General features: G+C 70.0%; 16 protein-coding genes. 8 read left to right on the top strand and 8 right to left on the bottom strand.

Annotation, left to right across the window (positions count from 1 at the left end; genetic code table 11):
* Positions 1 to 19 precede the first annotated feature (19 nt).
* Entirely contained in the window at positions 20 to 2104 is a 2085-nt protein-coding gene (locus AC0Z9V_RS00415) for a protein kinase domain-containing protein (protein WP_485140373.1), read from the bottom strand.
* Positions 2105 to 2237: 133 nt separating this feature from the next.
* On the opposite strand from AC0Z9V_RS00415, the gene AC0Z9V_RS00410 reads away from it, so the two are divergent.
* From AC0Z9V_RS00410 to AC0Z9V_RS00395, 4 genes are all read left to right on the top strand, one after another.
* Positions 2238 to 2600, top strand: a complete 363-nt coding sequence (locus AC0Z9V_RS00410; RefSeq protein WP_485140372.1) for a hypothetical protein — start codon at positions 2238 to 2240, stop codon at positions 2598 to 2600.
* A 69-nt stretch (positions 2601 to 2669) separates the two neighbouring features.
* The gene (gene lipB / locus AC0Z9V_RS00405) at positions 2670 to 3416 is read left to right on the top strand and encodes a lipoyl(octanoyl) transferase LipB (protein ID WP_485140371.1); all 747 of its coding nucleotides are present in this window, start codon (positions 2670 to 2672) and stop codon (positions 3414 to 3416) included.
* Positions 3413 to 4414 carry a lipoyl synthase gene (gene lipA, locus AC0Z9V_RS00400; protein WP_133081680.1) on the top strand — a complete coding sequence of 334 codons (1002 nt, stop codon included), beginning with the start codon at positions 3413 to 3415 and terminating at the stop codon, positions 4412 to 4414. The genes lipB and lipA overlap by 4 nt, the downstream gene beginning before the upstream one ends.
* A gap of 74 nt (positions 4415 to 4488) precedes the next feature.
* Positions 4489 to 5241: a DUF4191 domain-containing protein gene (locus tag AC0Z9V_RS00395; protein ID WP_208740932.1), complete on the top strand. Its 753-nt coding sequence runs from the start codon at positions 4489 to 4491 to the stop codon at positions 5239 to 5241.
* 81 nt (positions 5242 to 5322) lie between these two features.
* Here the strand turns inward: AC0Z9V_RS00395 and AC0Z9V_RS00390 are convergent, their stop codons facing one another.
* Positions 5323 to 5760: an RDD family protein gene (locus AC0Z9V_RS00390; RefSeq protein ID WP_133081678.1), complete on the bottom strand. Its 438-nt coding sequence runs from the start codon at positions 5758 to 5760 to the stop codon at positions 5323 to 5325.
* 261 nt (positions 5761 to 6021) lie between these two features.
* Between AC0Z9V_RS00390 and glnA (AC0Z9V_RS00385) the strand changes: the two genes are divergently transcribed.
* The gene (glnA, locus tag AC0Z9V_RS00385; protein ID WP_133081677.1) at positions 6022 to 7446 is read left to right on the top strand and encodes a type I glutamate--ammonia ligase; all 1425 of its coding nucleotides are present in this window, start codon (positions 6022 to 6024) and stop codon (positions 7444 to 7446) included.
* 74 nt (positions 7447 to 7520) lie between these two features.
* On the opposite strand, the gene AC0Z9V_RS00380 is transcribed toward glnA (AC0Z9V_RS00385), so the two are convergent.
* Together AC0Z9V_RS00380 and glnA (AC0Z9V_RS00375) are read right to left on the bottom strand one after the other, a co-directional pair.
* Complete coding sequence (locus AC0Z9V_RS00380; protein WP_485140370.1) at positions 7521 to 10529, bottom strand: bifunctional [glutamine synthetase] adenylyltransferase/[glutamine synthetase]-adenylyl-L-tyrosine phosphorylase; 3009 nt, start codon at positions 10527 to 10529, stop codon at positions 7521 to 7523.
* 29 nt (positions 10530 to 10558) lie between these two features.
* A complete protein-coding gene (glnA, locus tag AC0Z9V_RS00375) occupies positions 10559 to 11899 on the bottom strand; it encodes a type I glutamate--ammonia ligase (RefSeq protein ID WP_133081675.1) in 1341 nt (446 codons plus the stop codon).
* A gap of 289 nt (positions 11900 to 12188) precedes the next feature.
* Here glnA (AC0Z9V_RS00375) and panB point away from each other — a divergent pair, with 289 nt between their 5' ends.
* The gene (panB, locus tag AC0Z9V_RS00370; protein ID WP_133081674.1) at positions 12189 to 13067 is read left to right on the top strand and encodes a 3-methyl-2-oxobutanoate hydroxymethyltransferase; all 879 of its coding nucleotides are present in this window, start codon (positions 12189 to 12191) and stop codon (positions 13065 to 13067) included.
* 21 nt (positions 13068 to 13088) lie between these two features.
* Here panB and AC0Z9V_RS00365 read toward each other — a convergent pair whose 3' ends face one another.
* Positions 13089 to 13250 (bottom strand): SPOR domain-containing protein, encoded by a 162-nt coding sequence (locus tag AC0Z9V_RS00365; RefSeq protein WP_208740926.1) that lies wholly within the window; start codon positions 13248 to 13250, stop codon positions 13089 to 13091.
* Between the two features lie 98 nt (positions 13251 to 13348).
* Here AC0Z9V_RS00365 and map point away from each other — a divergent pair, with 98 nt between their 5' ends.
* Both map and ppgK read left to right on the top strand, forming a co-directional pair.
* Complete coding sequence (map, locus tag AC0Z9V_RS00360; protein ID WP_208740924.1) at positions 13349 to 14227, top strand: type I methionyl aminopeptidase; 879 nt, start codon at positions 13349 to 13351, stop codon at positions 14225 to 14227.
* Positions 14228 to 14309: 82 nt separating this feature from the next.
* Positions 14310 to 15122, top strand: a complete 813-nt coding sequence (gene ppgK / locus AC0Z9V_RS00355; RefSeq protein WP_485140369.1) for a polyphosphate--glucose phosphotransferase — start codon at positions 14310 to 14312, stop codon at positions 15120 to 15122.
* A gap of 131 nt (positions 15123 to 15253) precedes the next feature.
* On the opposite strand, the gene nrdR is transcribed toward ppgK, so the two are convergent.
* From nrdR to AC0Z9V_RS00340, 3 genes are all read right to left on the bottom strand, one after another.
* Positions 15254 to 15751 (bottom strand): transcriptional regulator NrdR, encoded by a 498-nt coding sequence (gene nrdR, locus AC0Z9V_RS00350; RefSeq protein ID WP_133081670.1) that lies wholly within the window; start codon positions 15749 to 15751, stop codon positions 15254 to 15256.
* A gap of 110 nt (positions 15752 to 15861) precedes the next feature.
* Entirely contained in the window at positions 15862 to 17232 is a 1371-nt protein-coding gene (hisD, locus tag AC0Z9V_RS00345; RefSeq protein ID WP_244186207.1) for a histidinol dehydrogenase, read from the bottom strand.
* Positions 17233 to 17294: 62 nt separating this feature from the next.
* Positions 17295 to 17822 carry a hypothetical protein gene (locus tag AC0Z9V_RS00340; RefSeq protein ID WP_485140368.1) on the bottom strand — a complete coding sequence of 176 codons (528 nt, stop codon included), beginning with the start codon at positions 17820 to 17822 and terminating at the stop codon, positions 17295 to 17297.
* Positions 17823 to 17927 lie beyond the last annotated feature (105 nt).

Genomic DNA, 17927 nt, shown 5'->3' with positions numbered 1-17927 from the left:
GCGCATCCATTCGGTCGTCTCACCCGGGTGACACGACCGAATGGATGCGCCAGCCGCCTCCGGAGTCCCAGAGGACGAAGATCAGGTCCTGCAGGCCCGCTGCCATCAGCGGGCTCGGCGCGTCCGCAGGAAGCCCTGCCGGGCCTGCCGCCTCCGTGTAGGAGGACACGGCCGCCGTCGCCCGGACCAGAGACACCTCCGTGCCGGCAGGTGGCGTCGAGGCCGGAAGGCCCGCGACCGCCGTCATCGCCGCCTGTTCCTCCCCGTCGAGTGCTGCAGGATCGCGGATCGTGATGGACAGGTCCCGGAGGCTCCGCCCCGAGGCCGCGAGCGCGGTGACGGCCTCCTGGTCGGCCGACATCGCGGGTGAGCCCTGGACGTCGACGGTCGCCAGCAGGGACGGATCGGCGGTCGCGAAGGCCTCGGCCCGGAGGGCGGCGAGACCGACGAGCGCCGTGACCGGGTCGGCGTCCAGCGTGACCCCGGCCGGCGCCTGCGGATCCGGAGGCCCTGGAGCCGCCTGCTCCTGCCCGGCTCCTCCCTGCGCGGCATCGTCCTGTCCTGCCCTTTCGTCCCCGGCCCTCTCCTGCCCGCCACCTTCCTGCCGAGTTTCTTCCTGCCGGGTTTCTTCCTGCGCGGCTCCCCCTGACCGCCCGCCGTCCACCACCGAACCCTCTCCCGTCGCCCTCTCCGGGGCCGGGACGATCACACCGCCGGAAGTGGCGGCCCCCGGTCGGTCCGCGCCCGGCGCACCGGGCCCGCCCAGCGTCAGCGCGATGCCCCCCAGCAGCAGCACGAGGGCAGCCACCCCAGAGACGATCGCGAGCAGCGTACGGATGCGCCCGGGTCCGGGCCGCACACCTCCCCGGCCGACGGCGGGAACCCCGGGAGTCCTTCGGCCCGCGGTCGCCCCGCGCGGACGCGGTCGCCCGTCCTTCCGGTCCCGGTCCCGGCCCCGGCCACCTGCGACGCACTTCCAGCGCCGGGTCAGGCCGGAGGGAGCAGTGCCCGTACGCCTCGTCAGCAGGTGCGGCAGCACGCTGGGATGCACGGCCGGTACGAGGTCGACCGGCCCCGGCTCGGTGCTGGACAGCAGCACGCGGGCGAAGGAGTCGGCGGTAGGCCGTCGGGCCCGGGACGGGTCCAGGCCGTCCTCGATGAGCTCCATGAGCTGCGGCGGCACGTCCGGGATGATCAGCGCGAGCGGCGGGCGGTGCTCGGCGGGCCCGGGGACGCGGCCGGTCAACGCGAACCACGACACCGCTGCGAGGGCGAAGACATCCGCTCCGGTGTCGAAGGAACCGTCGCGCAGCGGGTCGATGAAGCCGGGCGTGCCCGCGCCCGGAACGGGATCGGCCCCCAGGAGCCGCGCGGTCCCGAAGTCGCCGAGCAGGGGCTTGCCCTCCTGCGTGAAGAGGATGTTGCCGGGCGTCACGTCCCCGTGCAGTGCCCCGGCACCGTGCAGGTGGGCGAGCACCTGGGCGATGGGCGCCAGGGCCGTGACGACCTCCGGGATCGGGAGGGGACCGCGGCTGGTGACCAGGTTGAGCAGGGATCCACCGGGAGCGAGGTCCATCAGCAGCCCGGGACCCGCGTCCGTTCCCACGATGCGGAGCACCCTGAGGAGGTGGTCGTGGCGGAACCGCTGGAGGGTCAGCAGCTCGCGCGAGATGTCGTCGGCCGTCCGATCGGACGGCCCGTGCGGCCCGTGCGGCCCGTCGGCACCGTCGGCACCGTCGGCACCGTTGGACGATCGCTGCCCTCCGGCGCGGGGAGGAAATCCACCGTCGGGGGGTCCCGCGGCGCGGCGCCCACGCCGTCCCGCGACCAGGGCGGATGTCGGGGAAGCCTGCGTTGGCGTTGCCGTCCGGGGCGCAACGGGGACCTTGAGCGCGAAGGATCGACCGTCGTCGTCGGTCACGAGCCACACGGCGGACGTCCCGCCGCGGCCGAGGAGCCGTCCGACCCGGAAGCCCGCGGCCACCGGCCGGGGGACCTCCTCGGCATCGGGGGGAGTCGAGCGGGCGTCCGCCCGGACCTCGTGCAGCGTTGCCGTGGTCGACGCATGGTCCGCGGGTCGTGCTGATGCCGTGGGATCGCTCATGCATCAGTTCTAGGGCATGGGAGCGGGTGACCGGCGTTATCCACAGGCCCGAGCGCATCGCTGATCCACCCGGCCACGGCTTCGAATATGTGTTCTAATTTTAATTCTCAGATACACCGAAGGCAGGTAGGTCATGATTCCCTCACCAGCGGATCCGGTCGGCTCCTGGCGGACGTTCGATGACGCGGTCGCACTCACGTTCGACGCCACCGGCGGTGAGTCACGGCCCTACTGTCTGCACTGGCGCGGGTCGGCTTGGCACGTCGTGGACGGGTGCATGCACTGGTCCACCTGGCGCGCGCTGCCGGTGGCTCCGTCTCCGTCGCAGGGGACTGCTCCGAAGCGCGGCCTCAGGGCCGACTTCTGGCGTTTCCGCGCGCAGACGAGCGGGTTCTCCCCCGTCCTCCACTTCGAGGTGCGGCGCGCCGAACGGGAGTGGCGGCTCGTGCGGCTCCGCGCAACGTTCGAACTGCCGGAGAAGGGAACGGAGGGCTGATCGACCCCGACGCGGCCACCGCGGAGCAGGACGGCGCGATGTGTCGGTCCACCGGACTACCCTTGCTTCATGACTCTCGTACTGTCGCGTGTCGGACTCGCTCCGGACTACATCGAGTACACGGACGGCTGGGACCGGCAGAAGGCCCTTCACGCGCAGGTCGTGGACGGCACCGCACCCAGCACGGTCCTGCTCCTCGAGCACACGCCCGTCTACACCGCGGGCAAGCGGACGGAGGACCACGAGCGACCGTTCGACGGCACACCCGTGGTCCCGGTGGATCGCGGCGGGAAACTCACCTGGCACGGACCGGGGCAGCTCGTGGGGTACCCGATCCTCGCGCTGCGGGATCCGGCCCGCGTGGCCGAGTACGTCCACATCCTCGAGGAGGTCATCATCACCTCGCTCCTCCACTTCGGGATCGACGGCATCAGGATCGAGGGTCGCTCGGGAGTATGGCTGGCGGCGACGGACGAGCGACCCGCCCGGAAGATCGCGGCGATCGGCATCCGGGTGAAGGACCGCGTCACGATGCACGGTTTCGCGGTCAACTGCAGCAACGACCTCGCGCCGTTCCAGCAGATCGTCCCCTGCGGGATCAGTGACGCCAGCGTCACCTCCATCTCCGCCGAATGCGGCAGGACCGTCACTCCCGCGGAGATCGTTTCGCTAATAGAGGCCGGACTGCGTAACAATGAGGCGGTGCTGGTGGGCGAGGACGACACCGACGCACCCCGTATCGGCACTGCCGACGCCGCCGACACGCGCGCGGCCGGCCCCTCCCGGAACACCCCGTCAGAAGGAGCTTTACTGTGAGCCTTGCACCCGAGGGTCGCCGCCTGCTGCGCATCGAGGCGCGCAATGCCGAGACGCCGGTGGAGCGCAAGCCGGACTGGATCAAGGCGAAAGTCAACATCGGTCCCGAATTCGTCGCGATGAAGAACCTCGTGAAGAAGGAGGGGCTGCACACCGTGTGCGAGGAGGCGGGGTGCCCCAACATCTTCGAGTGCTGGGAGGACCGCGAGGCCACCTTCCTCATCGGAGGGTCCGAGTGCACCAGGCGGTGCGACTTCTGCCAGATCGACACCGGCAAACCGCAGCCGCTCGACCGCAGTGAGCCCTTCAAGGTCGCACAGTCGGTGCGGTCCATGAACCTGCGCTACGCGACCGTCACGGGCGTGGCGCGTGACGACCTGCCCGACGAGGGGGTCTGGCTGTACGCCGAGACCATCCGGCAGATCCACAGCATGAACCCCGGCACGGGCGTGGAGATCCTCATCCCGGACTTCTCCGGTCGGCCCGAGCACATCGCGGCCATCTGCGATGCCGCCCCCGAGGTCTTCGCGCACAACGTGGAGACCGTGCCGCGCATCTTCAAGCGCATCCGGCCGGCGTTCCGCTACGAGCGCTCGCTCGATGTCATCACGCAGGGACGCGACCGCGGCATGGTGACGAAGTCCAACCTGATCCTCGGCATGGGCGAGACGCGGCAGGAGATCTCCGAGGCGCTGCGGGACCTCCATGCCGCGGGCTGCGACCTCATCACGATCACGCAGTACCTGCGCCCCAGCGAACGCCACCTCCCCGTCGACCGGTGGGTCAAGCCCGGCGAGTTCGTCGAGCTGAGCCAGGAGGCCGAGGAGATCGGTTTCCTCGGCGTCATGAGCGGCCCCCTCGTCCGCTCCTCCTACCGTGCGGGCCGTCTCTGGGCCCGCGCCATGCGCAAGAAGGGGCTCGAACTGCCGGCCGAACTCGCCCACCTCGACGAGTCGGGCTCCGCCTCGCAGGAAGCCTCCTCGCTCCTCGCCGGCTGACGCGACTCCCACCCGCCGCCACGGGGTGCCTGCTCAGTCGGCACTTCCCGGCCATCCCGTAGAATCGAAGAACTATGTCGCACACGATCGATCCTTCAGGCTCACCCACGCCCAAACGCCGTCTTTTCTCCCGCAAGCCGAAAGCGGAGAAGGGGCCGAAGAAGACCGGGCGGATGAAGCAGATCGTCGAGGTCTTCAAGATGACGCGGCGCAACGACCCCAGCGCCGTCTGGTTCATGCTGCTCGCCTTCGTCGGCATCATCGCGGTGGGCCTGCTGATCGGCCTGCTGATCGACAACATCATCACCCTGATGATCATCGCGATCCCGCTCGCGTTCCTCGCGGCGATCTTCATCCTCTCCCGCAGGGCCGAACGTGCTGCGTTCTCGCAGATCGAGGGCAAGCCCGGCGCTGCCGGTGCAGCGTTGAGCGTCCTGCGCCGCGGATGGATCCTGCAGGAGCAGCCGGTCGCCGTGAACCCCCGCACACAGGACGCGGTGTTCCGGGTCATCGGCCGGCCGGGGGTCATCCTCGTGTCGGAGGGGCCCTCCACGCGGGTGAAGCAACTGGTCGACGGCGAGAAGCGCAGGATGGCGCGGATCATCCCGAACGTCCCGGTGCACGTCATCGAGACGGGGCGCGGCGACCGCCAGGTCCCGCTCGCCAAGGTCCCGAAGGCCGTGCAGAAGCTGAAGAAGACGCTGACGAAGCAGGAGGTCCACGCCGTCGACAAGCGACTGAGCGCACTGGGCACCAAGATGCCGATCCCGAAGGGCGTCGATCCCTTCAAGGCCCGCCCGGACCGCAAGGCGATGCGGGGACGCTGAGTCCCGCACCCGATCCTGATGAAGAGAGCCCCTCCCGCCGGCAGCGGGAGGGGCTCTCTCTCTGAGAACGGGACGACGTCCTCAGATGCGGAACAGGCCGGTGTTGCGGACGCGGTCGTGGAGTCCGCGCTGGTCGCTGTCGATGACGAGCGCCGGGATGACGAGGCACAGCAGGACGCTGCGGATGAGCGCCGTCAGGTAGCCGGCGGGTCGGCCGTCGAGCGTCTGGACCTGCATCCGCAGCAGCCGGTGCCCGATGCTGTAGCCGAAGAAGCCGACGAACAGGACCTGCTCCACGAGGAAGATGTACAGCGTCGCGAAGCCGTCGTAGCCGAAGAACGCGGCCGACAGCAGCGAGCAGAGGATCCAGTCGATGAGCAGCGCACCGGCTCTGGGGCCGAAGCGGGCGATGGACCCCGGCCCCGACTCCGGCCGTCCGAGCCGCTGCCCGGGCCACTGCTGGTTGCCCGACGGCGACGGACCTTCCATCCATGAGCCGATGTCGTTTCTGTTCACCACCGTTCCAGCCTACCCGCGGACCGGGTGGACGGGTCCGCATTATGCCTCCGCCTCCGCGGAGGCGCTAGGGTGGGAGGCGCAGTTCCCCTTCTGTAACGTCCCGGAAACAATGACGACACCAGCGAGAAACTGCCCGCTCCTACAGTTGGAACGAGTCGGCGGCAGCGTTCCATCCTGCCAGAGCTCGTGACATCCCGTGCGGTGCAGGGACACGCGCTGGCGCCGGGTCATCACCCAGCCATGCGTTAGGAGCATGATTCGATGTTTAAGAATGCGGACGAGGTCCTCAAGTTCATCGCCGACGAAGACATCAGGTTCGTCGATGTCCGGTTCACCGACCTCCCCGGAGTGCAGCAGCACTTCAACGTTCCCGCCAAGTCGGTCGACGCGGACTTCTTCATCCACGGCCAGCTCTTCGACGGCTCCTCCATCCGCGGGTTCCAGGGCATCGCGGAATCCGACATGCAGCTCATCCCGGATGTGACGACGGCGTTCATCGACCCGTTCCGCACCGAGAAGACCCTCGCGCTGAACTTCTCCATCGTCAATCCGCGCACCGGCGACCCCTACCACCGCGACCCCCGCAGCGTGGCCGAACGCGCCGAGGCCTACCTCTCCTCGACGGGCATCGCGGACACGGCGTTCTTCGCCCCCGAGGCCGAGTTCTTCATCTTCGACAACGTCCAGTACGAGTCCTCCCCGCAGGGCAGCTTCTACAAGGTGGACTCCATCGAGGCGCCCTGGAACAGCGGCCGCGAGGAGGTCGGCGGCAACCTGGGCAACAAGACGCCGTTCAAGGGCGGCTACTTCCCGGTCTCCCCCGTCGACAAGCAGGCCGACCTCCGCGACGCCATCTGCGTGGAGCTGGACAAGGCCGGCCTCGAGGTCGAACGCTCGCACCACGAGGTGGGCGGCGCCGGCCAGGCCGAGATCAACTACAAGTTCACGACCATGACGCACGCTGCGGACGACCTGCAGAAGTTCAAGTACATCGTCAAGAACGTCTCCAACGCCTGGGGCAAGACGGCCACCTTCATGCCGAAGCCGATCTTCGGTGACAACGGGTCCGGCATGCACTGCCACCAGTCCCTGTGGAGCGACGGTCAGCCGCTGTTCTACGACGAGCGCGGCTACGCCGGCCTCTCGGACACGGCCCGCTGGTACATCGGCGGCCTGCTGAAGCACGCCTCCGCCGTCCTCGCCTTCACGAACCCGACGGTCAACTCCTACCGCCGCCTGGTCAAGGGCTTCGAGGCCCCCGTCAACATGGTCTACTCGCAGGGCAACCGCTCCGCCGGTATCCGCATTCCGATCACGGGCTCGAACCCGAAGGCGAAGCGCATCGAGTTCCGTGCGCCGGACCCCTCCTCGAACCCGTACCTGGCCTTCGCCGCGCAGCTCATGGCAGGCCTCGACGGCATCAAGAACCGCATCGAGCCCGCCGATCCGATCGACAAGGACCTCTACGAGCTTCCGGCCGAGGAAGCGAAGGACATCCAGAAGGCCCCCGGCTCCCTCGAGGAGGCCCTGCTGGCCCTCGAGGCGGACAACGAGTTCCTGCAGGCCGGCGACGTCTTCACGCAGGACCTGATCGACACCTGGATCGAGTACAAGCGCGAGATGGAGATCAAGCCGCTCTCGCTGCGCCCGAACCCCTACGAGTTCGAGCTCTACTACGGCGTCTAGCAGCACCCGCACCGACGACGACGGCGGCTCCCCGACAGCGGGGGGCCGCCGTCGTCGTCTCCCCGGACGGCTGCCTAGTACCCGTAGAAGTGCCGCTCGAACACGGCCCTGCTGCGCCGCGTGAGCCGCAGGTAGTCCTCCTCCAGCTCCGATCCGCTCCCCGGGCCGTACCCGCACCATCGAGCCACGGCCTCGAGGTCCCGACGCGACGACGGCAGCAGGTCCGAGCCGCGCCCGCTCCAGATGACGTTCGCGGCACGGATCCGTGTCGCGAGGGTCCAGCTGTCGCGCAGCAGCCCGACGTCCTCCGACGGGAGCAGTCCCTCGTCGCCGAGGGCGGCGAGGGCGGCGAGGGTCGACTGGACCCGCAGGGCCGGAACGGCGTGGGCGTGCTGCAGTTGGAGGAGCTGCACGAGCCATTCGACGTCGCTGAGGGCGCCACGGCCCAGCTTGAGGTGACGGGACGGGTCGGCGCCGCGCGGGAGCCGCTCGGACTCCACGCGCGCCTTGATGCGCCGGATCTCCCGCACACCGGTCTCGCCGAGGTCCTGCGGGTACCGCACGGGATCGATCAGCGCGAGGAACTCGGCGGCCAGGTCGTCGTCGCCCGCGAGCGGCCGCGCCCGCAGCAGCGCCTGCGCCTCCCAGACGAGGGACCACCGGCGGTAGTACTCCCGGTAGGAGGAGATGGAGCGCACCATCGCGCCCTGCTTGCCCTCCGGGCGCAGTGCCGTGTCGATCTCGAGGACCCGTTCGGCGAGGACGGGCGGTTTGCACGGCTGGGTCAGCAGCGCGGCGAGGCGGGCGACGACAGCCTCGGCCTGCTTCTGCGCTGCCGCCTCGTCGGCCCCGGGCAGCGGGCGGTGGACATAGATGACGTCGGCGTCCGACCCGTAGGTGATCTCCCGACCGCCCTGGCGTCCCATGGCCATGACGACGACGTGGGTGAGCTGCTCCTCCTGCCCGAACACCTGGTTCTCGGCCACGTGCAGGGCGCCGAGGATGGCGGCGCGGTCGGCGTCGGCGAGGGCCTCCCCCACCTCTGGCTGTGACAGGAGGTTGGAGCTGTCCGCGATCGCGATGCGGAGCAGTTCGCGGCGGCGAATGAGCCGGATCAGCCGGATGGCCTCGTTCGGCGCAGGATGCCGCGACATCTTCGACCGGATCTCCTGCCACTGGGTGTCGAAGGTGTCGGGGACCAGTTCGGCGTCGGACCCGAGCCACTTCGTCGACTCGGGCGAGACCTCCAGCAGGTCGGTGATGAAGCGGCTGCTCGACAGGACGGCGCAGAGCCGCTCGGCCGCCGCGTTGGAGTCGCGCAGCATGCCGAGGTACCAGTGACTCTCTCCGAGGGACTCGCTGAGCCGCCGGAATCCGAGCAGGCCGGCATCGGGATCGACCCCGTCGGCGAACCAGGCCAGGAGGATGGGCAGCAGCTGCTTCTGCAGCATCGCCCGTCGGCGCAGGCCACCGGTCAGCGCCTCGATGTGGCGCATGGCGCCGCGCGGGTCCTGGTAGCCCAGGGCAGCCAGGCGGGCCTGGGCGGCCTCGGCCGTGAGCTGGACGTCCTCGGGCTGCAGTGTCGCCGCGTTGTTGAGCAGGGGCCGGTAGAAGATCGATTCGTGGAGGCGCTTGACGAGCTTCCTCGTCCGCTGCCATTTGTCGTGGAGGCTCTGCGCGCTGGGCCGCACCGTGACCATGCATCCCTCGGAGGACCGGGCGAGGGCGCGGAGGGCTGTCTCGTCCTCCGGCATGAGGTGAGTCCGGCGCATCTGCATGAGCTGGATCCGATGCTCGAGGACCCGCAGGTACCGGTAGGCGTCGTCGAGGTCCAGCGCGTCCGAGCGCCCGATGTACCCTCCCGCGCTCAGCGCGCCGATCGCGGAGACGGTGTCCCTGGCCCTCAGCGACTCGTCGAGTCGGCCGTGCACGAGCTGGAGCAGCTGGACGGTGAACTCGACGTCGCGCAGGCCTCCCGGTCCGAGCTTGAGCTGGCGGGCCTCCTCGTCGCGGGGGATGTTGTCGGTCACCCGGCGCCGCATGGCCCGGACGGCCTCCACGAATCCCTCGCGCTGGGACGACGCCCAGACGAAGGGGGCTATCGCCTCCTCGTACCGCCGGCCCAGCTCCGGGTCGCCGGCCGCGGCCCGGGCCTTCAGGAGTGCCTGGAACTCCCAGGTCTTCGCCCACCGCTGGTAGTAGGACACGTGGGACTGCAGCGTGCGTACGAGCTGCCCGTCCTTGCCCTCGGGCCGGAGGTTCGCGTCCACCTCCCAGAGTGCCGGTTCGGTGCCCGGGGAGTAGACGCCGCGGGACATCCCGGAGGCCAGGCCGGTGCCGATCCTCGTGAGCGTCGAGTCGTCGAGGTCCTCGCCCTCGGCGACGTAGACGACGTCGACGTCGGAGATGTAGTTGAGCTCGCGGGCACCGCACTTCCCCATCGCGATGACCGCGAGCTTCACGCGGGCGACGGTGTCGGCACCGTAGACCTCGCCGAGGTCCGCGCGGGCGACGGCGAGGGATGCCTCGAGGACGGCGGTGGCGAGATCGGCGAGCTCGCGGGCGACGACGGGCAGGTAGTCGACGGGGGCGCAGTGGCAGAGGTCCCGCACCGCGAGGTCCGTGAGGTGGCGCCGGTACGCCACCCTGAGCCTGCGGTACGCCTCGATCCCGCCGACCCCCGCCACGGGATTGGCCTCGGCCGGATCCGCGTCGACCGAGGAAAGCAGCGCGGCCCGGAGCTCCTCCTGCGTGACCACCGGGAGGACCGGAGGAGCGGGCCGGACGACGTCGAGGTGCCGGGGGTGCCGCATGAGGAACTCGCCGAGGGCCTCGGAGGCTCCGAGCAGGCGGAAGAGGGGCGCGCGCCTGCCCTGGTCCGAGAAGGCCGCACCCACCGCCCTGCGGTCGACGGCCAGGAGCCGCACGAAGGACTGCAGCGCGAGGTCCGGATCGGCCGCCACGGCCAGCCCGGCGAACAGGTCGTCGTCGTTGAGTCCCTGCAGCTCAGGAGCGCCGAGGAACCTGCGGCTCTTCTCGAGGTCCGTGAAGCCGTAGCTGATCAGCTTGCGGTTGAGGCTCATGCGCCAACACTAGCCAAGCCGCGGGCGGCCTAGAGGATGTTGAGGTTGCGGCGTAGCTCGTACGGGGTCACCTGGATCCGGTAGTCGTGCCACTCCGCGCGCTTGTTCCGCAGGAAGTTCTCGAACACCTGCTCCCCGAGGATGTCGGCGACGAGCTCCGAATCCTCCATGACGCGGATCGCGTCGTGCAGGCTCGCGGGCAGCGGGTCGTGTCCCATCGCGCGGCGCTCCGCCGCGGTCAGGCTCCACACGTCGTCCTCGGCGGCGGGCGGGAGTTCGTACCCCTCCTCGATGCCCTTGAGCCCTGCGCCGAGCAGCACGGAGTAGGCGAGGTAGGGATTGCTCGCCGAGTCGATGCCCCGGTACTCGATGCGCGCGGACTGCCCCTTGTTGGGCTTGTACAGCGGTACGCGCACCAGGGCGGAGCGGTTGTTGTGGCCCCACGAGAGGTAGCTCGGAGCCTCGCCACCGCCCCAGAGCCGCTTGAAGGAGTTGACGAACTGGTTGGTCACGGCCGTGAACTCCGGGGCATGGCGCAGGATGCCCGCGATGAACTGGCGGGCGGTCTGCGAGAGCTGGAACTCCGCGCCCGCCTCGTAGAAGGCGTTGGTGTCGCCCTCGAACAGGGAGAAGTGGGTGTGCATGCCCGAGCCCGGATGTTCCGAGAAGGGCTTGGGCATGAACGTCGCGTAGCTGCCGGAGGTGAGCGCCACCTCCTTGATGATCGTGCGAAACGTCATGATGTTGTCCGCGGTCTGCAGCGCGTCGGCGTAGCGTAGGTCGATCTCGTTCTGCCCCGGCCCGGCCTCGTGGTGGCTGAACTCGACGGAGATGCCCACGGACTCGAGCATCGCCACGGCGGTGCGGCGGAAGTCCTGGGCCACGCCGCCGGGGACGTGGTCGAAGTAGCCGGCGGAGTCCACCGGGACGGGCTGCCCGTCGGGGCCGAGTTCCGCGGACTTGAGCAGGTAGAACTCGATCTCCGGGTGGGTATAGCAGGTGAACCCCATGTCCGCGGCCTTCGCCAGGGTCTTCTTGAGGACTCCCCGCGGGTCGGCGGTGGAGGGCTGCCCGTCCGGCGTCAGGATGTCGCAGAACATGCGCGACGTCTGCTCCTTGTCGCCGCGCCAGGGCAGGATCTGGAAGGTCGACGGGTCGGGCTGGGCCAGCATGTCCGACTCGTAGACACGGGCCAGGCCCTCGATCGAGGACCCGTCGAAACCGAGGCCCTCCTCGAAGGCGCCCTCCACTTCCGCGGGGGCGAGGGCGACGGACTTCAGCGAGCCGACCACGTCGGTGAACCACAGGCGTACGTAGCGCACGTCGCGCTCCTCGATCGTCCGCAGTACGAACTCCTGCTGCCGGTCCATGACCACCCTCATTCCTTGTCTCGTTCCCCGGGCCGCCCCGTCGGGGCAGCGGGCTGTCCATGCCCGACGTCGCTCACGTCGGCGCGCCGCGGCGGCGGTACCTCGTGCCGCCGGGCACGCGTGCGCCTGCCGTCCTCACTCTACTGACCTGCGCGGGCGGCGACGGCTCCGCCCATTCTGGCGTGCCGAGATTAACGCGCGGTTACACGGTGCTCAGGTACGGTCCGCCCCGCCCGGGACGGACGGGTCACGGCCAGGAGGCGGGGCCGTGGTCCGCTAGTCTCGTGGCATGACTTCCGCCGAATTGCCAGCCCCCTACGGAGGGGGAGCAGCCGCGCCGTCGACCCCGGGGACCGCGGGCGGGTCGAAACGGCCGGGCCGGGTCCGGATCCATCATCTGCAGCAGGCCAAGGACCAGGGCGCGCGCTTCGCCATGCTGACGGCGTACGACCAGTACGCCGCGCAGGTGTTCGACGAGGCCGGGATCGAGGTGCTCCTCGTGGGCGACTCGGCCGCGAACAACGTCCTGGGCCACGCCACCACGCTGCCGATCACCCTCGACGAGATGATCCTGTTCAGCCGCGCCGTGAGCAGGGCCACGACACGCGCCCTTGTCGTGGCGGACCTGCCCTTCGGCAGTTACGAGGTGTCCCCCCAGCAGGCCGTCGAATCCTCCGTCCGCCTCCTGAAGGAGGGCCTCGTCCACGCCGTGAAGATGGAGGGCGGCGCGGACTACGCGGACACGGTGCGCGCCCTCGTCCGGGCGGGCATCCCGGTGATGGCCCACATCGGCTTCACCCCGCAGAGCGAGCATGCACTCGGCGGCTACCGGGTCCAGGGCCGCGGGGACGCCTCCCGCCGCATCGTCGACGACGCCGTCGCCCTCGCGGACGCCGGAGCGTTCTGCGTGCTGATGGAGATGGTGCCGGCGGAGACGGCGGACGCCGTCGACGCGGCCGTGCGCGTCCCGACGGTCGGCATCGGCGCCGGCGCCGGCACGACGGGCCAGGTACTGGTCTGGCAGGACATGGCCGGGCTGCGCGGCGGCCGGCAGGCGACGTTCGTCAAGCAGTACGCGGACCTGCGGACCGTCCTCTCGGATGCCGCCAGGGCGTACGCGGACGAGGTCCGGGCCGGCACGTTCCCCGGCCCGGAGCACACCTTCTAGCGGCGTCCGGAGGCGAGGGCCTCAGTCGTCGTCCTGGTCCCACGCGTCGTTGCGCTGCTGGACCTTCTCAAGGGCCTTCTCCGCCTCGGCCCTCGTGGCGTACGGCCCGATCAGCTGGGACCAATCCGACTGCCGGTCCTCCTCCACCTCGTGCGTGCGCACGTTGAACCAGTACTCCGTCACGTCGACCTCCTAGATCCAGGGCAGGGGCGATGTCACCCGGTGATCCGGCCGATGGCCCCCTCGGGGAGGCCGACCCGGCCCGCTATAGGATCAAGGGTATGCCCCAGTCCTCCGCCACCGCTCCCGTCGGGACCCTGACCCCCGGCACCGTCTCGCCGCAGCGCCCCGTCCCCTCCGGCATCGCCCGCCCCGAGTACGTGGGCCGCACGGCGCCCGCCCCCTTCACGGGATCCGAGGTCAAGACGCCCGAGACCATCGAGAAGATCCGCATCGCCGCGAGGATCGCCGCGCAGGCCATCGTGGAGGTGGGCCGCGCTGCGAAGCCCGGCGTGACCACCGACCAGCTGGACCGCGTCGGCCACGAGTTCCTCCTCGACCACGGGGCCTACCCGTCCACGCTGGGCTACCGCGGCTTCCCGAAGTCGCTGTGCTCATCGCTGAACGAGGTCATCTGCCACGGCATCCCGGACTCGACCGTGATCGAGGACGGCGACATCCTCAACATCGACATCACGGCCTACAAGGACGGCGTCCACGGGGACACCAACTACACGTTCTGCATCGGCGACGTGGACGAGGAGTCCCGCCTCCTCGTCGAACGGACCGAGGAATCCCTGAACCGGGCGATCCGTGCGGTCGCGCCGGGGCGCGAGATCAATGTCATAGGACGCGCCATCGAGTCCTACGCGAAGCGCTTCGGTTATGGTGTTGTCCGTGACTTCACCGGGCACGGCGTCGGAGAAGCGTTCCACACGGGCCTGATCATCCCGCACTACGACGCCGCCCCCGCCCACAACCGCGTCATCGAGCCGGGGATGGTCTTCACCATCGAACCGATGCTGACGCTAGGGACCATCGACTGGACCATGTGGGCGGACGACTGGACCGTCGTCACGAAGGACCGGAAGAGGACAGCGCAGTTCGAGCACACACTCGTTGTCACCGACCGCGGCGCGGAGATCCTGACCCTGCCCTAGCGCAGCCACCCCGCGGACCCCTGCCCGTACGCTGCAGTACCCTCATCCCGGCTCGCGCCGGTCCACCCTTCAACGGAGAATCATGGCCAAGGACACCGACAAGAAGAAATCGAAGAAGCTCCCCGAGACCGTCATCGGCGTCGACATCGGCGGCACCGGCATCAAGGGCGGCATCGTCGACCTCGAGAAGGGCGTGATCGTCGGTGAGCGCTACCGCATCCCGACGCCGAAGCCCTCCACGCCCGAGGCCGTCGCCGACGTGGTCGCCCAGATCGTCGCGGAGCTGTCCTCCCGGCCCGAGGGGCCGGGAGCCGACGTGCCCGTCGGTGTCACCTTCCCGGCCATCATCCAGCACGGTGTTGCGCGGTCCGCGGCGAACGTGGACAAGAGCTGGGTCGATACCGACGTCGACGCCCTGTTCACCCGGGTGCTCGGCCGGGACGTGCACGTGATCAACGACGCCGACGCCGCCGGGCTCGCCGAGGTCCGCTACGGAGCCGGCAAGGGGAAGCTGGGCACCGTCCTGGTCATCACCCTCGGCACGGGCATCGGATCGGCGTTCATCTTCGACGGCAGGCTGGTGCCCAACGCCGAACTCGGCCACCTGGAGATCGACGGGCACGACGCGGAGACGAAGGCATCAGCGGTGGCCCGTGAGCGTGACGGCATCGGCTGGGACGAGTACGCCGTCCGCCTGCAGCGCTACTTCTCGCACGTCGAGTTCCTCTTCTCCCCCGAACTGTTCATCGTCGGCGGCGGCATCTCGAAGCGGAGCAGCGAATACCTGCCGGCGCTGCAGCTGCGCACGCCGATCATCCCGGCGCAGCTCAAGAACCACGCAGGGATCGTGGGCGGGGCGCTGCAGGCCGCCCTGCTCTTCAGCCCGACGGTCTGACCCCGTCACAGCAGGAGCCCGGTACGGATCCGTACCGGGCTCCTGCTGTCTGTCCTGCCCCTCCGGGCGGACGTGGAACCGGTGGTGGCGTCGGCTTCCCCTCCGCAGCCACCACCGGGGTCTTCGGTGCGCTATTGCGCTGTCAACGGCCGTTGCGCCCCGGAGGGGACGCGCTCGTTGTCCTTCGCCTGCTCGCGGAGGGTCTCGATGGCATCCTCGAAGTCCTCGAGCGACTCGAAGCCCTGGTACACGCTGGCGAACCGCAGGTATGCGATCTGGTCGAGCTTCCGCAGGGGTTTCAGGATCGCCAGTCCTACCTCGTGCGCATCGATCTCGGCGACGCCGCTGGCACGGACGTTCTCCTCGACCTCCTGGGCGAGGAGCGCCAGGTCGTCCTCCGTGACGGGCCTGCCCTGGCAGGCCTTCCGCACGCCGTTGATGATCTTCATCCGGCTGAACGGCTCCCCCGCACCCGAGCGCTTGATCACGCTGAGGCTCGTGGTCTCCACGGTGCTGAAGCGGCGGCCGCACTGGGGGCACTGGCGGCGGCGGCGGATGGCCGACCCGTCGTCCCCGAGGCGGCTGTCGACCACCCGGGAGTCGGGGTTGCGGCAGTACGGACAGTACACGGCTTCCCCTCCCGCTCGATGATGGTCGTCCTGCCCATTTTAGGACTAGATGTGGTGAAACAACAATCCTGTAATTACCACATGTAGTGCTGGAGGAGCGATCCGGGGCTTCAGGAGCCAGCCGTCGGGAAGCGCGCCGTGACCGCCTCGCCGTGCGCGGGCAGGTTCTCCGCGGCCGACAGCGCCACGATCGACGTCGCCACCTCCCGCAGCGCCTCGCGGTCGTAGTCGACGAGCTGCACGGCACGCAGGAACGTCGTGACGTTCAGGCCGGACGCGAAGGCCGCGGTCCCGCCCGTCGGCAGGACGTGGTTGGACCCCGCGCAGTAGTCGCCGAGGCTGACCGGGCTGTAGCTGCCGATGAAGACGGCGCCCGCACTCCGGATCCGTCCCGCCACGGCTCTGGCATCAGCGGTCTGGATCTCGAGGTGCTCGGCGGCATAGGCGTCACAGACGGCGATGCCGTGGTCCATGTCGTCGACGAGGACCACGCCGGACTGCGGCCCCGAGAGGGCCGTGCGGACCCGCTCGGCGTGGCGCGTCCGGGCGACCCGGGACCGGAGGGCCTCGACGACGGCGGCCGCGAGCTGCTCGGAATCCGTGATCAGGACGGACGCGGCCTGCGGATCGTGTTCGGCCTGGCTCACGAGGTCCGCTGCCACGAGGTCGGCGTCGGCCGTCGCATCGGCGAGGACCGCGATCTCCGTGGTCCCTGCCTCCGAGTCGATACCGACCCGCCCGCGGACCAGGCGTTTGGCCGTGGCGACGAAGACGTTGCCGGGTCCGGTGATGACGTCGACCGGCTCGATGGCCGGCTGCGCGGAGCCATCCGCCGTCCCCGCGATCCCGTAGGCCAGGGCGGCCACGGCCTGGGCCCCGCCGATCGCATACACCTCGGTGATGCCGAGCATGGACGCCGCGGCGAGGATGACCGGGTGGGGCCAGCCGCCGAACTCCTTCTGCGGGGGTGAGGCGAGGGCGATCGACCCGACGCCGGCTGCCTGCGCCGGCACCACGTTCATCACCACCGACGACGGGTAGACAGCCAGCCCGCCCGGGACGTACAGGCCCACACGGTGGACCGGGATCCACTTGTGCGTGAGGCGGGCGCCGGGCGCGACCTCGACCTCGACGTCCGTGGGGACCTGGGCGGACGCGAAGATGCGCGCACGCCGGATGGCCTCCTCCAGCGCCGTCCGCACCTCGGGGTCGAGCCCCGCGACTGCCGCCCCGATGACCTCGGCCGGCACGCGCGGGTGCTCCTGCTCCACGCCGTCGAACCGTCGTGCGAGGTCCCGGAGGGCGTCGACGCCCCGCGCGCGGACGTCGTCGATGATGGCCTGGACGGCTGCCTCCGACGAGTGGGCGCTGGCGGCAGCGCGCGGCATGGCCCGCTTGAGCTCACCCGGCGACAGCGCCCGCCCGCGCAGGTCGATGGTGCGGAAGCCGACGGTCGGGAAGCTGCTGGGCGCTGGATTCACCCTGAGAGTCTACCGGGACCCCGGGCGGAGCTGCTCCGGATCGGGCGGGGACGCCGAGGAGGTCAGGACCGCCGGCGCGCCAGGCCGATCAGGGCCGTGGCGAAGATGATGAGGGCGGCGACGGCCGGCCAGATCAGGAGGGCGCCGTAGGACTGGAGGACGAAATCGGACCCGGGCAGCTCGGCACGCCCGTGGGGTCCGAACAGAAAGGCGAGACCCTCACCGACCGCGAGTGCGAGGACGGATCCGAGGATCGACCCTCCGACGGCGGCCACGATACGCGCCACCACTCCCGGCAGCCCGAGCCGCAGGGCGACGACGGTCCCCACGGCGATACCGGCCACGAACTCCAGACCGGCGAGGGTGAGATCGCGGAGCAGCCACTGGTCCGCCGACGCCGGATCGCCGAAGAGCCGCCCCGTGGGGGCGAGAAGCCACCAGCCCGCGCCGACGACCGCACCGAGCAGGATCGTCGAACCGAGCCACCAGAACACGCCCGCCGGCGGCACCGAGCGCCGATCCTTGGCCACCGCATAGACCGGAGGCGGATAGTTGCTTGATCCGGTGTCCGGCTCCTCGTCAGCGCGCATGACTTCTACATTAACAAACCACTCCCCGCCCCGGGCACGGGCCTAGTGTGGGGGTGGCAGCGTGAACGCCCGTCCGCCTCGGACCGGTCCATCCGCACCGCGTTG

Source organism: Arthrobacter sp. UYP4, assembly GCF_057291175.1.
The sequence above is the reverse complement of the archived record's forward strand: the minus strand, read 5'-3'. Positions and strand labels throughout refer to the sequence as shown.

What these genes read in the sequence shown, in the direction of transcription:
- ppgK (WP_485140369.1), top strand. Translation starts at nt 14,310, where the DNA reads ATGGCCAAGGACACCGACAAGAAGAAATCGAAGAAGCTCCCCGAGACC.
- map (WP_208740924.1), top strand. Translation starts at nt 13,349, where the DNA reads ATGCCCCAGTCCTCCGCCACCGCTCCCGTCGGGACCCTGACCCCCGGC.
- panB (WP_133081674.1), top strand. Translation starts at nt 12,189, where the DNA reads ATGACTTCCGCCGAATTGCCAGCCCCCTACGGAGGGGGAGCAGCCGCG.
- AC0Z9V_RS00395 (WP_208740932.1), top strand. Translation starts at nt 4,489, where the DNA reads ATGTCGCACACGATCGATCCTTCAGGCTCACCCACGCCCAAACGCCGT.
- lipB (WP_485140371.1), top strand. Translation starts at nt 2,670, where the DNA reads ATGACTCTCGTACTGTCGCGTGTCGGACTCGCTCCGGACTACATCGAG.
- AC0Z9V_RS00380 (WP_485140370.1), bottom strand. Translation starts at nt 10,529, where the DNA reads ATGAGCCTCAACCGCAAGCTGATCAGCTACGGCTTCACGGACCTCGAG.
- AC0Z9V_RS00340 (WP_485140368.1), bottom strand. Translation starts at nt 17,822, where the DNA reads ATGCGCGCTGACGAGGAGCCGGACACCGGATCAAGCAACTATCCGCCT.
- glnA (WP_133081675.1), bottom strand. Translation starts at nt 11,899, where the DNA reads ATGGACCGGCAGCAGGAGTTCGTACTGCGGACGATCGAGGAGCGCGAC.
- AC0Z9V_RS00410 (WP_485140372.1), top strand. Translation starts at nt 2,238, where the DNA reads ATGATTCCCTCACCAGCGGATCCGGTCGGCTCCTGGCGGACGTTCGAT.
- AC0Z9V_RS00415 (WP_485140373.1), bottom strand. Translation starts at nt 2,104, where the DNA reads ATGAGCGATCCCACGGCATCAGCACGACCCGCGGACCATGCGTCGACC.
- glnA (WP_133081677.1), top strand. Translation starts at nt 6,022, where the DNA reads ATGTTTAAGAATGCGGACGAGGTCCTCAAGTTCATCGCCGACGAAGAC.